Source organism: Mesorhizobium sp. BE184 (assembly GCF_031457045.1).
Classification (GTDB): domain Bacteria; phylum Pseudomonadota; class Alphaproteobacteria; order Rhizobiales; family Rhizobiaceae; genus Mesorhizobium.
The window spans coordinates 1,580,974-1,596,518 of the sequence record NZ_JAVDVU010000001.1 but is presented as its reverse complement, the minus strand read 5'-3'; the positions used below and the strand labels follow the sequence as shown (position 1 = coordinate 1,596,518).

At 62.9% G+C, this 15,545-nt stretch carries 19 protein-coding genes; 5 read left to right on the top strand and 14 right to left on the bottom strand.

Features of this window, described 5'->3' with window-relative positions; genetic code table 11:
- Window positions 1-80 precede the first annotated feature (80 nt).
- The gene (locus J2X35_RS07810) at window positions 81-935 is read left to right on the top strand and encodes a DUF1194 domain-containing protein (RefSeq protein WP_310183502.1); all 855 of its coding nucleotides are present in this window, start codon (window positions 81-83) and stop codon (window positions 933-935) included.
- 60 nt (window positions 936-995) lie between these two features.
- Here the strand turns inward: J2X35_RS07810 and J2X35_RS07805 are convergent, their stop codons facing one another.
- From J2X35_RS07805 to J2X35_RS07795, 3 genes are all read right to left on the bottom strand, one after another.
- Window positions 996-1,934, bottom strand: coding sequence for a GlxA family transcriptional regulator (locus J2X35_RS07805; RefSeq protein ID WP_348271192.1), 939 nt, complete (start codon window positions 1,932-1,934; stop codon window positions 996-998).
- Window positions 1,935-2,234: 300 nt separating this feature from the next.
- Entirely contained in the window at window positions 2,235-2,381 is a 147-nt protein-coding gene (locus tag J2X35_RS07800; RefSeq protein ID WP_162246407.1) for a hypothetical protein, read from the bottom strand.
- 200 nt (window positions 2,382-2,581) lie between these two features.
- Window positions 2,582-2,764 carry a hypothetical protein gene (locus J2X35_RS07795; RefSeq protein ID WP_056115617.1) on the bottom strand — a complete coding sequence of 61 codons (183 nt, stop codon included), beginning with the start codon at window positions 2,762-2,764 and terminating at the stop codon, window positions 2,582-2,584.
- Between the two features lie 133 nt (window positions 2,765-2,897).
- Between J2X35_RS07795 and J2X35_RS07790 the strand changes: the two genes are divergently transcribed.
- Window positions 2,898-3,794, top strand: coding sequence for a LysR substrate-binding domain-containing protein (locus J2X35_RS07790; protein WP_056110193.1), 897 nt, complete (start codon window positions 2,898-2,900; stop codon window positions 3,792-3,794).
- 76 nt (window positions 3,795-3,870) lie between these two features.
- Here the strand turns inward: J2X35_RS07790 and J2X35_RS07785 are convergent, their stop codons facing one another.
- From J2X35_RS07785 to J2X35_RS07770, 4 genes are all read right to left on the bottom strand, one after another.
- Window positions 3,871-4,059: a hypothetical protein gene (locus J2X35_RS07785; RefSeq protein WP_310183500.1), complete on the bottom strand. Its 189-nt coding sequence runs from the start codon at window positions 4,057-4,059 to the stop codon at window positions 3,871-3,873.
- Entirely contained in the window at window positions 4,056-5,042 is a 987-nt protein-coding gene (locus J2X35_RS07780) for an alpha/beta hydrolase (RefSeq protein ID WP_310183498.1), read from the bottom strand. Before J2X35_RS07780 ends, J2X35_RS07785 begins: the two co-directional genes overlap by 4 nt.
- A gap of 127 nt (window positions 5,043-5,169) precedes the next feature.
- Window positions 5,170-5,361 (bottom strand): DUF2158 domain-containing protein, encoded by a 192-nt coding sequence (locus J2X35_RS07775; protein ID WP_310183497.1) that lies wholly within the window; start codon window positions 5,359-5,361, stop codon window positions 5,170-5,172.
- Between the two features lie 88 nt (window positions 5,362-5,449).
- Window positions 5,450-7,513: an ASKHA domain-containing protein gene (locus J2X35_RS07770; protein WP_310183763.1), complete on the bottom strand. Its 2,064-nt coding sequence runs from the start codon at window positions 7,511-7,513 to the stop codon at window positions 5,450-5,452.
- A 250-nt stretch (window positions 7,514-7,763) separates the two neighbouring features.
- Here J2X35_RS07770 and J2X35_RS07765 point away from each other — a divergent pair, with 250 nt between their 5' ends.
- Window positions 7,764-8,069: a GIY-YIG nuclease family protein gene (locus J2X35_RS07765; RefSeq protein ID WP_310183496.1), complete on the top strand. Its 306-nt coding sequence runs from the start codon at window positions 7,764-7,766 to the stop codon at window positions 8,067-8,069.
- Between the two features lie 147 nt (window positions 8,070-8,216).
- Here J2X35_RS07765 and J2X35_RS07760 read toward each other — a convergent pair whose 3' ends face one another.
- From J2X35_RS07760 to J2X35_RS07735, 6 genes are all read right to left on the bottom strand, one after another.
- The gene (locus J2X35_RS07760) at window positions 8,217-9,182 is read right to left on the bottom strand and encodes a methyltetrahydrofolate cobalamin methyltransferase (RefSeq protein WP_310183495.1); all 966 of its coding nucleotides are present in this window, start codon (window positions 9,180-9,182) and stop codon (window positions 8,217-8,219) included.
- Between the two features lie 70 nt (window positions 9,183-9,252).
- Window positions 9,253-10,353: a methylenetetrahydrofolate reductase gene (locus tag J2X35_RS07755; protein ID WP_056110181.1), complete on the bottom strand. Its 1,101-nt coding sequence runs from the start codon at window positions 10,351-10,353 to the stop codon at window positions 9,253-9,255.
- Complete coding sequence (locus tag J2X35_RS07750) at window positions 10,350-11,009, bottom strand: methylenetetrahydrofolate reductase C-terminal domain-containing protein (protein WP_244478729.1); 660 nt, start codon at window positions 11,007-11,009, stop codon at window positions 10,350-10,352. Before J2X35_RS07750 ends, J2X35_RS07755 begins: the two co-directional genes overlap by 4 nt.
- Window positions 11,002-11,304 carry a virulence factor gene (locus J2X35_RS07745; protein WP_056110179.1) on the bottom strand — a complete coding sequence of 101 codons (303 nt, stop codon included), beginning with the start codon at window positions 11,302-11,304 and terminating at the stop codon, window positions 11,002-11,004. Before J2X35_RS07745 ends, J2X35_RS07750 begins: the two co-directional genes overlap by 8 nt.
- Before the next feature lie 155 nt (window positions 11,305-11,459).
- Window positions 11,460-12,035, bottom strand: coding sequence for a DUF4893 domain-containing protein (locus J2X35_RS07740; protein WP_056110171.1), 576 nt, complete (start codon window positions 12,033-12,035; stop codon window positions 11,460-11,462).
- 50 nt (window positions 12,036-12,085) lie between these two features.
- Entirely contained in the window at window positions 12,086-12,730 is a 645-nt protein-coding gene (locus J2X35_RS07735) for a DUF1638 domain-containing protein (RefSeq protein ID WP_310183491.1), read from the bottom strand.
- Between the two features lie 61 nt (window positions 12,731-12,791).
- Between J2X35_RS07735 and J2X35_RS07730 the strand changes: the two genes are divergently transcribed.
- Entirely contained in the window at window positions 12,792-12,926 is a 135-nt protein-coding gene (locus J2X35_RS07730; RefSeq protein ID WP_082542402.1) for an entericidin A/B family lipoprotein, read from the top strand.
- A 58-nt stretch (window positions 12,927-12,984) separates the two neighbouring features.
- Here the strand turns inward: J2X35_RS07730 and J2X35_RS07725 are convergent, their stop codons facing one another.
- Window positions 12,985-13,683 carry a B12-binding domain-containing protein gene (locus tag J2X35_RS07725; protein ID WP_056110167.1) on the bottom strand — a complete coding sequence of 233 codons (699 nt, stop codon included), beginning with the start codon at window positions 13,681-13,683 and terminating at the stop codon, window positions 12,985-12,987.
- A 261-nt stretch (window positions 13,684-13,944) separates the two neighbouring features.
- On the opposite strand from J2X35_RS07725, the gene J2X35_RS07720 reads away from it, so the two are divergent.
- Window positions 13,945-15,519, top strand: a complete 1,575-nt coding sequence (locus tag J2X35_RS07720) for a trimethylamine methyltransferase family protein (RefSeq protein WP_310183488.1) — start codon at window positions 13,945-13,947, stop codon at window positions 15,517-15,519.
- The last annotated feature ends 26 nt before the right edge of the window (window positions 15,520-15,545 follow it).

The following is a 15,545-nucleotide window of genomic DNA, read 5'->3' as shown; positions in this document are numbered from 1 at the left end:
CGCCAAATCGTGATGGGATGACTTCGCAGCCTCAGCCTTGACAGGCTTCCCCCGGCGGCAAATCAGCGTACTCTTCCGTCATGTCTCGTCTGCTTCGGTCAGGGCGGGTTCTTGTGGGCAGCGCTCTCGTTGCGCTGTCGTTCTTTGCTGCGGCTCCCCTCCAGGCTGCCGAACCCGTCGATGTCCAGCTTGTGCTCGCCGTCGACGTGTCTCTTTCCATGTCGCCGACCGAGCTTGAGATTCAGCGGCGCGGTTATGCCGCGGCGTTGACCCATGACACAGTTTTGCAGGCGATAGCCGATGGCGCCTACGGCAAGATCGCGGTGACGTATGTCGAATGGGCCGGCTCGGCGACGCAGCATGTCATCGTTCCGTGGACCGTGGTGGCCAACAAGGCCGATGCGGAGCGTGTCGTGCAGCAGCTCAGTTCCGGGCCGCCGAACAGCGCCCGGCGCACATCGATTTCCGGCGCTCTCGACTTTGGCGGCGATCTGTTCGCGGAAAGCAATTTCGAGGCCGTCAAGCGCGTCATCGACATTTCCGGCGACGGACCCAACAACCAGGGCGCGCCGGTCGACGTCGTCCGCGACGAACTGGTGAAGCAGGGCATCACCATAAATGGGCTGCCGCTGATGACGCGCGGCGGCTTCACCAGCATCTACGATGTCACCGATCTCGACCGCTACTATACCGACTGCGTCATTGGCGGCCCCGGCGCCTTCATGATCCCGGTCAACGACTGGACGCAGTTTCCCGAAGCCATACGCCGCAAGCTGGTGCTGGAACTGGCAGGTCCGGCATCGCCGCACTGGGCGCGGGAGGAAGCGGCGCATCCGCCGGTGCTGCTGGCGCAACAGAAGCCCGCGTCAGACTGTCTGGCCGGGGAAAAATTGTGGCGTAACCGGATCTGGATGTATGACGACACCGACAGGTAGACGTTGCTCGTACGAAATGCCGGATGCCGATCCTGCAATGGCACTGGCTGCCGCTGCTGTTCAGGCGGCGAGCAGATGCTTGCGGTCGACCCGCTCCTGCTGGGGCGAGCGGGCATAGAGCTCCCGGTAGCATTTGGAAAAATGCGACGCCGAGACGAAGCCGCAGGCGACCGCTACTTCCACCACTGGCATGGACGACTGGATCAATAGGTGGCGGGCGCGGTCCAGCCTTATTTCCAGATAGTAGCGGGCCGGCGAGCGACCCATCTCGGTGCGGAACAGCCGTTCGATCTGCCGGCGCGAAAGATCGACATGGTCGGCGATTTCGACCAGCGACAGCGGCTCGGACAGGTTCGATTCCATCAACTCGATGATGGTGAGGACCTTGGAGTTCTGGACGCCGAGCCGCGCGCGTAGCGGCAGCCGCTGGCGGTCGCTCTGGCTACGGACGCGGTCGGTCAGCACCTGTTCGCAGACGCGGTTGACCAGGCTTTCATCGAAATCGTCGCCGATCAGCTTGAGCATCATGTCGAGCGCGGCGGTGCCGCCGGCGCAGGTGTAGATGTTCTGATCGACCTCGAACAGGTCGGCGAAGACATTGGCCTTGGGAAAGGCTTCCTGGAAGCCGGGCAGGTTTTCCCAGTGGATGGCGCAGCGCTTGTTCGAAAGCAGCCCCGCGGCGGCGAGCACGTAGGCTCCCGTACATAGGCCGCCAATGGCGACGCCGCGGTTGTATTCCTCCCGCAGCCAGGCGAAGGCGGTCTTGTTCTGATATTTCTCGACGTCGATGCCGCTGCAGACGATGGCCATGGAGGGTCTGTCCGGCCCGGCCATCTTCCTGCGCTCATCCTCAAGGGAGGTGGTGACGGCGCACTCCACGCCGTTGGAGGCGCGCACCGGCCTGCCGTCCAGACTGGCGAGACGCCATGTATACGCATCGTAGCCGAGGATACGGTTCGCCAGCCGCAGCGGGTCGAGCGCCGCAGCAAAGGCTACCATGGTGAAATCGGGAATGAGAAAGAAGACAAACGATCGCTTGATCGGATGTTTGACGGCGTTCACGGGAAACCTCTCGCAGCCATGACGCGAACAGAATGTCGCTAACAGCAAAGGCATCAGGAAAAGCCTTTGCTGTCAATTGGCTAGGACGCTACACCGCAACAATATTTGCGACACGGGTCGCAAATGGGCAAGGGCGGATTCGTGCTGGTTTACACGGGTCTACAGAGCCGCGCGGTCCCATCGTGGAAGCGGTCGACCTCAATTGCGAGCAGAGAAGGGCTATAAGGCGAACGCGATCTAAGCGAGGACGCCAAGCCGGGCGGCCGTCATCGCGCCGGTCTGGCCGGGCATGGTGCGGGACAGGCGCTGACGCTCCAGCGCGGTGGTGAGGTTGGTTTCGCGGCGGGCGAAGAGACGGGCGAACAGCTTCATTTCAAACTCCATCGGGTTGCTCAGCGGGTCGCCTTCGCGTGGTGGAGTGGGGCAGCTCGTTGCGGCGCGGATATAGGCCTGTCCGCAGGGAAACCTGATCGCAAAAGCGAAGCGCTCGATATGAAAAGCGACATCGGATGGTGGAAAGGCTCAAAAACGAAAGAAGGCCTGCCTTTTTGAAGAGGCAGGCCTTCAAACCGGCGTACAGTCGATCATTTTGCGCCAGCCCAGGTGCCAGCTCCGTGGTCGCGGACGCGAACGTCCCTGACCGGCGGCCAGCCGATATCCTTTTGTACTTCCGCCGGTAGCGAACCGATTGCGCGTTCGGTCCGGTAGCGGGCGCGAGCGGCGCTGAAGTCGGAAACGATACGGCCGATGGTCGAAAGAATAAACATGACTTTCTCCTTCCTCGTTTGGCCCCAAGAGCCTCTGGGCCTTGATGACAGTGTTGACTATGCGCGCCGGTTGATGTTCAATCAAACGAAATGAAATGATGTTTTGTATCAGAAAAATTGAAAGGCACTGGCGATGAACGCCCCGCTCAATCACCCGTTGCCCTTGCTGGATCTCGACGTGCTGCGCACCTTCGTGGCGATTGCCGAAACCGGCAGTTTCACTGTTGCTTCGACATCGGTGTTCCGCACGCCCTCGGCGGTGTCGATGCAGATCAAGAAGCTGGAAGACATCCTTGGACGCGCCGTGTTCCTCCGCGACGCGCGCTCGGTGTCGCTGACGACCGACGGCGAGATGCTCCTCGGCTATGCGCGCCGGCTGCTGGCGATCAACCGCGAGGCGGTTTCGAAGTTCATCGTTCCCGACATTGTCGGCGTCGTCAGGCTGGGCTCGCCGGACGATTATGGCGAGCGCGTGCTGCCGCATGTGCTGAAGCGCTTTGCCCAGTCGCATCCTTCGATCGCGGTGGACGTGACCATCGACCAGTCGATCAATCTGCGCCGCCGCATGGACGACCGGACGCTGGACATCACGCTCCTGACCAATTCCACCGGCGCCGCCAACGGCGCCGAGACGCTGCTGACGGAGCCGATCGTCTGGGCCGGCTCCAAGGGCGGCTGCGCCCATATGCGCGAGCCGCTGCCGGTTTCGGTCTGGGAGGAGGGGTGCTCATGGCGCGCCGGCGCGCTCGATGCGCTCGGACGTCAGGGCCGCAACTTCCGCGTCGCCTATATGAGCGCGCACACGGCCGGCCAGCGCGCGGCGATCCTCTCCGATCTCGCCGTCGCGCCGCTGCCGAAGTCGTTCATCACCAACGACATGGTGGAACTCGGCCTGCCGGATGGGATGCCGACGATCGGCAACTACATCCTCGCCATGCTGGTGACGCCGGACGCCAGCGCGCCGGTGCAGGCGGTCGCGGACCATATCCGCGCGACCTTCGAGAGTTTCAAGGAAACGGGCAAGTTCTAGACGGATTCGTATGAGCAGAGCTGAAGTGTTGGCAGATTTGGTGGCTTTTTCAAAGCCGGCCGAAATTCTGGACTCTTTAGTTCGCAGCTTGCCGTGGGACGCGGAGCGGCCAGAGATAACGCTCACGGCCGATCATGTTCGCAACGTACTCAACCGCTTCTGCGCCGGAGAGCTTGTTTCGGCCGACGTCGGAATCTAGGCCGACTTGATCGAACTGCGTGAGGATATAGAGCCCCAAGCCGATCATGAAGAGGCGATACTTCACGCAATATTCGTGCTCGCAACGCCCTCGATAAATGGTGCCTTGGATGACGCGCTCGCGGTGGAGTTGATAGGATCGTTATCGGCTTGAAGGGAGCGGGCTGTTTTCAAGAAAGCCACGATGCTGTTCCTTGCTTGCCGCGCTTCCGGCATCCGGATCAGCGGCCAGACATGGAACATGCCCTCGCCATAGACGAGTTCCACCTCGACGCCGGCATCGCGCGCCTTGTCGACGAAGATCAGATTGTCGGGCGTCAGCATGTCGTGCGAACCCGTCAGCAGAAGCGTTCTCGGCAGCACCGAAAGATCGCCATAGATCGGACTGATGTGCCAGTCGGTCGGCTCCATCCCGGCGCTGTAGAGGCGGATCGCCTCCTGTCCGCCGGGAATGCCGAGCCATGGATCGGCAAGCTCGGCCTCAATGGTGGCGGGATTGGTTAGCGACACGTCGAGGCCGGGCGAGATCAGCACATGGCTGCCCGGCACGGGCAGGCCTTCCTCGGCCATCATCATGGTCAGCACGACGGCCATGTTGCCGCCGGCGGAATCGCCCATGAAGACGATATCCCGAGGGTCCGCTTCATTCAGCATGGAACGGTAGACGTCGCCGACCATGCCGAACATGTCGTGGAAGTCGTGCTCAGGCGCGATGGGATAAATCGGCACCGTGAAACCGTAGCCCAGCCGGTCCGCCAGATCGGCAATCAACGCCCAATGATAAGACGTGATTTCAAAGACATAGGCGCCGCCGTGCAGGTAGAGAATCCGCTTCGTCGAGCCGGCGCGTGGCGGAATTTCATAAACGGGGAAGCCGTGGACATCGCGGGTCTCGATGCCATGGCGTGCCATCATCCATACCGGCGGCTGGTGGCTCTGGCGCTTGCGCGCCTGGGCGATCCAGCGCTGCATGTTCTCGGGGGTGGCGAATGCCTTCTTGCGGCTGTGGCGCAGGACGAAGGCGACGATGCGGCTTTTCAGACTTGGCATGGGATGAAACGAGAAATTCCGACAGCGAGGCCTCCCTCACTGCGAAAGATCGTTCGTTAGCCGGATATGTCAATGTTGACGCAGCGTCACCGCGCGGCTTTGTGACCGGATTGCCGCAGGCAGGTCGTCAAGTCGACCGCTGCTCGATCAGGACGAGCTGAAAGGGTTTGAAGGCCGCGTGCTGCGGGGTCCAGACATCGCCGTCGCGGTTGAACCAGTTGCACAGATACATGCCCGAGGCCGCCGTATCGTTTACCGTCATGTTCGGGCCGCCAGACTTCAGACGAACGACATCGCCGGATTTGAATGTCTCGCTCATACCTTCCTCCCAAGGTTGAAACGGTCATGCTATCCAACGATGGAGGGGCGGACAAGCATTTGCGCAACCTCCGACATGGCGCGCGAAATCAGCCGCGTCCGCGCCGCGCCGCGCGTTCCTCGCGCGACCGGCGGCGGGGTCCGCCGTCGCCGCCGGGGTTCGGCTCCGACATCTGTCTTGGCGGCAGCTTGACCTGCTCGGACAGTTTCGGGAACGGGTCGACCTTGTTGGGTAGCGCCATGGCGTCGATGAACAATTGCTGGAAATGCGGCTCGAGCGCCGTCTCGATTTTCTCGATGCGGGCCACTTCCTTTTCGATCTCGCGGCGATGGTCGCGGTTGAGCAGCGCCATCAGCGCGCCGGTGCCGGCAGCATTGCCCACCGCCTTGACCTCGGCGAGGTCGCAATCCGGGATCAGGCCGAGCACCATGGCGTATTTCGGATCGATGAAGGAGCCGAAGGCGCCGGCGAAGCGGATCGTGTCGACAGTCTCGACGCCCTGCTTTTCCATCAAAAGCTTGACACCGGCATAAAGCGCCGCCTTGGCGAGCTGGATGGCCCGGATATCATTCTGGGTGACGGTGATGCGCGGCTCGCCCTCGCGCCCTTCGCGCAGGAGGTAGCTCCAGGTGCGGCCATTCTGGACGATGCGCGGCGAGCGCGCCGCGAGTGCGCCGTCAACAACCCCATCCTCGGAGATGATGCCGGCAAGGTACATCTCGGCCACCACTTCGATAATGGCCGAGCCGCAGATGCCGGTCACGCCTGTCGTCCAGGATTCATCCTCGAAGCCGGGCTCATCCGACCATTTGTCGACACCGATGATGCGGTATTTCGGCTCCAGCGTGTCCGGATCGATGCGCACGCGCTCGATGGCGCCCGGCGCGGCGCGCTGCCCGGAGGAAATCTCCGCGCCCTCGAAAGCCGGCCCGGTGGGCGAAGAAGCAGCCACGACCCGCTGGCGGTTGCCGAGCACGATCTCGGCATTGGTGCCGACATCTACCAGCAGCATCATGCGGTCCTGCCGATAGGGGCCTTCTGACAGGGTGGCGCCGGCGGCGTCGGCACCGACATGGCCAGCGATGCAGGGCAGCATGTAGAGCCGGGCGCCTTGCGCGACCTCGATCCCGATCTCGTGCGCCCAGAACTGCAGTGCGCCGGAAACGGCCAGCGCGAATGGCGCCTGGCCAAGTTCCGTCGGGTCGATGCCGAGGAACAGGTGGTGCATGATCGGGTTGCCGACGAACACGCAGTCGAAAATATCGTGTCGGTCGACGCCACCTTCGGCGCAGACCTTGCCGATCAGTGTGTTGACGGCCTCGCGCACCGCCTTGGTCATGGCTTCGCGCCCGTCCGGATTCATCATCACGTAGGAGACCCGGCTCATCAGATCCTCGCCGAAGCGGATCTGCGGGTTCGACGTGCCGGACGAGGCGATGACGCGGCCCGAGAGCAGCGACACCAGATGCATGGCGATGGTGGTGGAGCCGATGTCGCAGGCGATGCCGTAGGCTTCGTTCTTCAGGCCGGGATAGAGCGCGACGATAAAAGGCCGCGACGAATCCATGTCGCGGTGGATGGCGGCGGTGACGCCCCATTTGCCTTCGCTGACTTCCGGCTGGTCGGGGAGCGAGGTGCGCAGGATTTTCTGGACATTCGCAATAAGGTGCGGCGCGACCAGCAGGTCCTTCCAGCCCCATTCCTTTTCCAGCGCCAGTTTCAGGCGGTCGAGATCGCCGAGCGGCTTGTGCATGTCGGGCTGGTCGACCTCGACATAGCAGAGCTGCACGGCGGCGTTGCGCTCGATATGCCGGTCGGTGGCGGCCTTGCGCACGACCTGCGCGTTGATGACGGTGTCCTGCGGCACGTCGATGACGAGATCGCCCTGAATCGTTGCCGAGCAGGAGAGGCGGCGCCCCTCGGGCAGGCCGCGCACGCGCTCGTAGCGCTCTTCCTTGGGACCCTTGGGCGAGATGTGGTCGTTCGAGGAGGTGATCTTGTGCTTGGCGAAATTGCCTTCCTGCACCTCGATCTGGCAGCGGCCGCAGGTGGCGCGTCCGCCGCAGACCGACTCTACATAGACGCCGAGCGACCGCGCCGCATCCAGCACCGGCGTGCCAACCGGAAACCGCCCGCGCTTGCCGGACGGCATGAAAAGGACGAGGGGGTCGGCGGGGTTGGAATGGGCGTTCAATTCAGTGCGTCCTTCGAGGCTCGCTACGCTCGCACCTCAGGATGAGGGAGGTTTGAGCTATGCCGCTCTCGATTTTGTAATGCTGCACAACCTTGGATGAGCTGCAGCTACCATCCTCATCCTGAGGTGCGAGCAGAGCGAGCCTCGAAGGACGCACTACAGTCTTGCTACTGCATTGTCTGCAATTCAGTATCAAGCGGTGAGGATCATGGCGATGCATTTCGAAATGACGGTTTACATTCTTAGATGCGCGGACGGCTCCTACTATGTTGGGTCGACCAAACAGGAAGTTGAAGCCCGTATATGGGAACACAACAATCTGCCGCTCGACAGCTACACGGCACGTCGCCGCCCTGTCGAACTTGTATTCACGGAAAGCTATGAGCGCATCACGGACGCCATTTCCCGCGAGCGGCAAATCAAAGGATGGTCGCGGCGCAAGAAGGAAGCTCTTATTGCCTTGGCTTATGAGACCCTGCCGGAGCTTTCGCGCCGGAGTCATCTGATTTCTTGAGACTAAACGGTACGTCCTTCGAGGCTCGCACCTCAGGATGAGGGAAGCTGTGCCTGAACCTCCCTCATCCTGAGGTGCGAGCCCGCAGCAATCTGCCCAATATTGGTGCGATGTTTGGCGGGCGAGCCTCGAAGGACGCACCATAATTCACCCCCGGCCCATCCGTGCCTCGCGTCCGCCACGACGACGCCCGCCTGCCGCGCCTTCGCCCGGTGCGTTGACCGCCACCGGGGCAGGGGCATGCGCCTCGCCCGGCTTGTAGTCCTTGTAGGTCTTGATCCAGTTCATGCAGTCCTTGTCGGTGCCGTTCAGCACATTGGCGGCGCGCACGGCTTCCATCTCCTGCGGACGGACCGGGTTCATGATGGCGCTGGTCATGCCTGCGCCGATCACCATGGGGATGAAGCCGGCATTGATGCCGTGGCGGTGCGGCAGGCCGAAGGAGATGTTGGAGAGGCCGCAGGTGGTGTTGACCTTGAGTTCCTCGCGAAGGCGGCGCAGCAGCGCGAACACCTGGCGGCCGGCATCGCCCAGCGCGCCGATGGGCATGACCAGGGGATCGACCACCACGTCATGCGCCGGAATGCCGAAATCGGCGCAGCGCTCGACGATCTTTTTCGCCACCGCGAAGCGGACATCCGGGTCCATGGAGATGCCGGTCTCGTCGTTGGAGATGGCGACGACCGGCACGTTGTACTTCTTCACCAGCGGCAGGATTGCCTCAAGCTTTTCTTCCTCGCCGGTGACCGAATTGACCAGCGGGCGGCCCTTGGCGACTTTGAGCGCAGCCTCGATGGCGGCCGTGACGGAGGAGTCGATCGACAGCGGCAGGTCGACCAGGTTCTGGACGATCTCCAGCGTCTGCACCAGCAGCGCCGGTTCGGTTGCGTTGGGGTCGACGGCGGTGACGCCGGCGTTGACGTCGAGCATGGTGGCGCCCGCCGCGGCCTGCTCCAGCGCGTCCTTGATGACGGTCTCGAAATTACCGGCGACCATCTCGGCGGCCAGCTTCTTGCGGCCGGTCGGATTGATGCGCTCGCCGATGACGCAGAAGGGCTGGTCGAAGCCGATGACGATCTCGCGGCTGGCAGAGGCAACGATGGTGCGGGTCATGAAGGTCTCCGTCTAGGGATATAAAGATTTCTTTATATCGTTATCTGATCTGGATCAAGCCGTAGGGCCGTCAATGCGCTGTCTTCACCATGTCGACCTGGGTCTCGGTGATGTCGTCCTTCAGGATGCTTTCCAGCCGGTCCGCAACCATCCGGTCGTCGGCGCGGGCCTCGCGCTTCCACGGCTGGCGGCCCTTGAGGACGCCGGACTCATCGACGATCTCGGCGACATATTCCTCCTGCCGGTAGGCCATGACGTGGATGCCCGACACGCCGGGAATTTCCTTCACCTCGTCGATGATGTCGATGCAGAGCTGCTTGCCTTCCTTCTTCTGGTCCTGCGCGCCTTCCAGCCGCTTGATGATAGCGTCCGGGATGTGGATGCCCGGCACGTTGGAGCGAATCCATTTGGCCGTCTTGGCTGAAGCCAGCGGACCGACGCCGCACAGGACGAAGACCTTCTCGGTATAGCCGAGGTCGCGTACGCGCTGCATGTAGGTGCGGAACATCGGCACGTCGAAGCAGTACTGGCTCTGCACGAACTGCGCGCCGGCGGCGATCTTCTTGCCGAGGCGATGCGGGCGGAAATCATAGGGGGGGGCAAAGGGATTGATCGCCGCGCCGAGGAAAAGCTGCGGCGGGGTCGTCAGCTTGCGTCCGGACAGGAATTTTCCATTATCGCGCATGACGCGGATGGTCTCCAACAGCGACATGCAGTCTAGGTCGAAAACCGGTTTGGCGCCCGGCTGGTCGCCCGCCTGGACGCCGTCGCCGGTCAGGCACAGCATGTTGGCGACGCCCATGGCCGCGCCGCCCAGCACGTCGCCCTGGATGGCGATGCGGTTCCTGTCGCGGCAGGCGATCTGCATGATCGGTGCGTAGCCCATGCGGGTCAGCAGCGCGCAGATGCCGACCGATGACATGTGGCAGTTGGCGCCGGAAGCATCGACGGCGTTGATGGCGTCCACCCAGCCGTCGAAGATCTTAGCGCGGTTGTAGACGTCTTCAGGGTCGGCGCTGTCAGGTGGGTTGAGCTCGGTCGTCACCGCGAATTCGCCGCGGCGCAGTACGCGCTCCAGCCGGCCGCGCGAGGTGTGGCCGGGCAGGGGATCGAGCGGCAGGTGGATGCCCGCGGGGTTTTCGTCGGGTTGGGGTGCGCGAGGGGAGATCATACCGCACCCGCCTTGGCCGCTTCCTTCGCGGCAGCGGCCTGGGCGGTCACCCGCAGCCATGCGGAAGTTTCGCGCAGCGACTGGTCGACCGGCTTCTGTACATTCAGAATTGAATCACCGCGCTGCATGTTGCGCGAGCCTTCCCATGCCTTGACCCAGACGCACGGCATGTCGGGCTCGACTTCACAATTGCCGTTGGCGCGTACGCCGCCGCACGGTCCGTTGCGCAACTGCTTGGGACAGTTCATCGGGCAGGACATGCCCGTGGAGGAGAGAATGCACTGGCCGCACATCCGGCAGTCGAACATGAAGCCCTTGACGCGCTTCTCGATGAATTTGACCGGCCCTTCGACACGGCCATAGCCGATGCCCTTCCACAGGGGATGCAGCATCAGGAAGGCGTCGGCGAAGCGTGAATAGAACCATTCCAGCAGGCGCGAATGCCGAATTGACCATAACCGAACGGCAAAGGAACGCTGCACGCGCCGCTGCGGCGAGACGTCGGCGGGTTTATAGTCCGATTTCGGCGCCGTCTTCTTGACGACGCTGGCCTGGGTGACGCCCTCGGGCGCGGCCGGCGGCAGCGCCGCGTCCGTACCGGCCGGGCCTTTCGCCGTTGTGGATGCCGTTTCGGATTTCGGCCGGGTGCTATCCATTTTCCTTGCCGCCTGCCTTGGCAAGCGCGACCAGCCGCTCCTGCCCATATCGCGCGTCGAAATCGGCCGCCGCCTTGTCGGCCTCGGCTTCGAGGTCGTCGCCCACAGGAACCGGCTCGGCCTTGCGCCATTCCGCCAGATACGCATCGGTCTCGGCAGCGCCCGAGCGCATGGCCGCCATGTCGATCGCCTCGGTGAATCGCAGCGGCAACTCGCGCTTGGCGCTGGTCCGGCCTTTCCTGACGATGATCTGGGCGGGGATATCACGCCAGTAGACGACGATCAGATCGGCCATGAATGTTCAACTCCTGCTCGTTTGAAGCATTGCCGCAAGCAATGTGCGCCTGCTTCTCATGGCACGACGCGCGCGCATTCAAAAGCGACGCGGAAATGCGCCGCAAATTGACCGATCGACCGGAGACGGGAAAAGGAGGACGAGGGCCGCGGCCCTCAGCGCTTCAATTCCAGAATGTCGAGCTTGGATTCGTAGTACGGCGCCGGAAATTCGATGCGCCAGGCGTCGGCGCCGGTGCGGAAGGCGTAGCCGACCTGATCGGCCTCGGGGCCGCTGCCGTAGCGCTTTGCCGCGTCGCCGGCGATGAATCCGCTGCCGAGATAGATCGAGCGCTTCTCGCCATCGTCGTAGAAGCGGCCCTTGGTGCGTTGCGAGCCGGTCAGCTTCTCCAGCATCCAGCCGGAGCCGTCGTCGGTGACCTTGCACTTGAACCAGTCGTAGACGACCAGCGCGCCGATGCCGCCGGCCTTGATGGTGCGGCATTGCCAGTTGCCCGTCAGGTCCTTGTCGGAGAAGGCGACGAGCGGCCGGGCCAGAACCTCGTCGAGGATTTTGACTTCGGCGGCGCTGCCGGCCCTGGCTTCCTCAAGCGCCACCTTGCGCGTCTCGCCGTATTTTTCCAGCCGTGTCTTGTCGGCAGGTGTCATGATGTTCTGCACCTCGCCATCGGCAAGGGCCGGTCCGGCGACAAAAGCAGAAACGATAGCGAGAGCAAGGGCAGTCCGGCGCATGAGGTTCTCCGATTCCGTTTCGGAAGACTTTACAGGCTTTCAAGCCGAAATCACGGCACCGCGCTTGCAGGTGGCGCCGCGGCTTTTACGAGGCCTTGCGTGAGGTCGCCATATCCCGTGGCGCGGCGTTCGTAGACAAGGCCGAGCAGCTTTGCCGCCCGTTCGGCCACTTTATCCAGCTCGGGATCGTCTGTCTGAGCCAGATAGATCAGCTTCTCGTAATTGCCGAAATAGTCCGGGATCAGCTCCGGATGGCGGTCCAGCCCGAGCGGCTTCATGAAGAAGGCGTCGAACTGCCGGCACAGGAAATCGGTCATGTAGAAGGACATCATGTCGTCCTCAGCGACCTGGGCGTAGGCATTCATGCCCTGGTAAAAGGCGAAGCAGTGCGGGCCTTCCATACGTTCGACGCCGTGCTTCTCGCAGATGCGATCCAGCATGCCGCCGGTCCCGCAATCGGCGTAACCGACGAAGATGTTGCGATAACCTTCCGTCCTGGCGTCGGTGATCGCCTTGTCCATGGCCGGCGGAATGCGGTCGGGGTGGAAATGGAAGTCCGCCGGAAGGCAGGTAAGGTCGAGGTGATCGAGCGCGGCCTGTTCCTTCACAGCCAGCACTTCGCGCGCGATCATGCCGCAGGCGATGACCAGCAGACGGTCGCTCTTGTTCGCGTTGTCTTTTCGTGCCTCGACCATGGAACCAGTTCAGCCGGCTTTCGTTGGTCCCTTTCTAGTCATCAAGCGAGGGAGACCATCCATGAAACTGCTACGCATTGCCCCGATTGCAGCCGTCCTTTGCGCGCTGGCGCTGGCCGGTTGCGCCAACACCGTGCGCGGCGCTGGTCAGGATATCAAGAACACCGCCGATGCAGTGGACGACAGCGTAAGGTAGCCTGTCTTCCATAACTGGTGATATTAGGGCCGCGCCACAAGACGCGGCCTTTCCCTACTCAGGCGGATGCCCGCACATTGTGCTTGCGCTTGACCAGTTCCTTGGCCGTTTCCACCGCCACGGCCGCGTCGCGGCAATAGGCATCGGCGCCGACAGCCTTGCCGAATTCCTCGTTGAGCGGCGCGCCGCCGACCAGGACGATCAGATCGTCGCGGATGCCTTTTTCCTTGAGCGTGTCGATGACGACCTTCATGTAGGGCATGGTCGTGGTCAAAAGCGCCGACATGCCGACGATATCGGGCTGATGTTCCTCGATCGCGGCCAGATATTTCTCGACCGCATTGTTGATGCCGAGATCGATGACGTCGAAACCGGCGCCTTCCATCATCATGCCGACGAGGTTCTTGCCGATGTCGTGGATGTCGCCCTTCACGGTGCCGATCACCATCTTGCCCTGCTTCGGCGCACCGGTGGCGGCGAGAAGCGGGCGCAGGATGAACATGCCTGCCTTCATGGCGTTGGCGGACAGCAGCACCTCCGGCACGAACAGGATGCCGTCGCGGAAATCCTCGCCGACAATGCGCATCCCCTCGACCAGCGCTTCGGTCAGCACCTTGTAGGGCACCCAGCCGCGCTCGAGCAGGATGTTGGTGCCTTCCTCGATCTCCTCTTTCAGCCCGTCGTAGAGGTCGTCATGCATCTGCTGCACGAGTTCTTCGTCGGAAAGCTCGGACAGGATGATCTCGTCGTCGGACATGGTATCCAGCTCCAGATGGCCAGCGACTGCGGCCTGCTCGTATGTCGCTCCAATACGTATCGCGCGACGGGCGCCTCTCCATAGCCGATTTGCGACTTTGTGCAAAAGGAAAGCGACCGCAATCCGGCCCGGAGCTTACCGGTTTCCTTGTCGATTTTGCGACAGCGCTTGGCGCTGGCAAGCCGTTTCGAATAGGGTGCTTGGCTACGATCCGGCAAAAGCCGCTCACCGCGGCGCAAGTGGATTTCAGGAAGATACGTCATGAGCGAACACGCGGCAGTCGATCAGGAAGCGTCGAACGCGAGGCGGGGGCGCGGGGCCAGCGGCGGGGCGGCGGCGCGGCGTGCCGCGCGCACCGGCGGCGGGCCGGGAACGCAACTCACCTACATACGGCGCAAGATCAAGGCCTATGAGGTCCTCGACGAGGAGGGCCTGTCGATCATCGAGCGCAACACCGACACGGTTCTGGAAGAGATCGGCATCGAGTTTCGCGACGACGCGGAGGCGCTGGAGCTGTGGAAGCAGGCCGGCGCCGATGTCAAAGGCCAACGTGTGCATTTTCCCAAGGGACTTTGCCGTTCGCTGCTCAAGACCGCGCCGTCGCAATACATCCAGCACGCCCGCAACGGCGAGCGGTCCGTGCAGGTTGGCGGCAACGCCACCGTGTTCGCGCCGGTGTACGGCCCGCCCTTCGTGCGCGACCTCGACGGCAAGCGGCGCTACGCGACGATCGAGGATTTCCAGAACTTCGTGAAGCTGGCCTACATGGCGCCGTCACTCCACCATTCCGGCGGTACCGTTTGCGAGCCGGTCGATGTGCCGGTGAACAAGCGCCACCTCGACATGGTCTATGCGCACATCAAATATTCGGACAAGCCGTTCATGGGCTCGGTCACCGCGCCGGAACGCGCGGAAGACACGGTGGCGATGGCCAAGATCGTGTTCGGCGATGATTTCGTCGAAAACAACACGGTGCTGACGTCGCTCATCAACGCGAACTCGCCGATGGTGTTCGACGAGACCATGCTCGGCGCGCTAAAGGTCTATGCCCGTCACAACCAGGCCTGCATCGTCACGCCGTTCATTCTCGCCGGTGCGATGAGCCCGGTGACGGTGGCCGGCACGCTGACGCAGGTGCTGGCCGAGGTGCTGGCCGGCGCATCGTTCACGCAGTTGATCCGGCCCGGTGCGCCGGTGTTGTTCGGAACCTTCGCGTCATCCATATCGATGCAGTCGGGTGCGCCGACATTCGGCACGCCGGAGCCGTCGCTGGTTTCCTATGGCGCGGCGCAGCTCGCGCGGCGGCTCGGTCTGCCGTTCCGTACCGGCGGTTCGCTCTGCGCCTCCAAGGTGCCGGATGCGCAAGCCGCCTATGAAAGCGCCAACACGCTGAACTCGACCATCCTGGCCGGCACCAATTTCGTGCTGCACGCTGCCGGCTGGCTGGAGGGCGGCTTGGCCTCCTGCTATGAAAAATTCATGATGGATGTCGACCAGCTCGGCATGCAGCAGAAGTTCGCCGAGGGGGTCGATCTTTCCGAGAACGGCCAGGCGATGGACGCCATCCGGCAGGTTGGCCCGGGCAGCCATTATCTCGGCTGCGACCACACGCAGGCGAATTTCCAGACGGCGTTCTACCGCTCCAGCATCGCCGACAACAATTCCTACGAGCAGTGGCTGGCGGAAGGCGAAAAGACCGCGCCGCAGCGCGCCAACGACCTCGCCCGCCGCTGGCTGGAAAGCTACGAGGCGCCGGCGCTGGATGCCGGTATCGACGACGGGCTGAAGGATTTCATCGCCACCAAGAAGGAATCGATGCCCGACGCCTTCACTTGAAAGGAGCCCGAGTCAGGCGGGGCTAA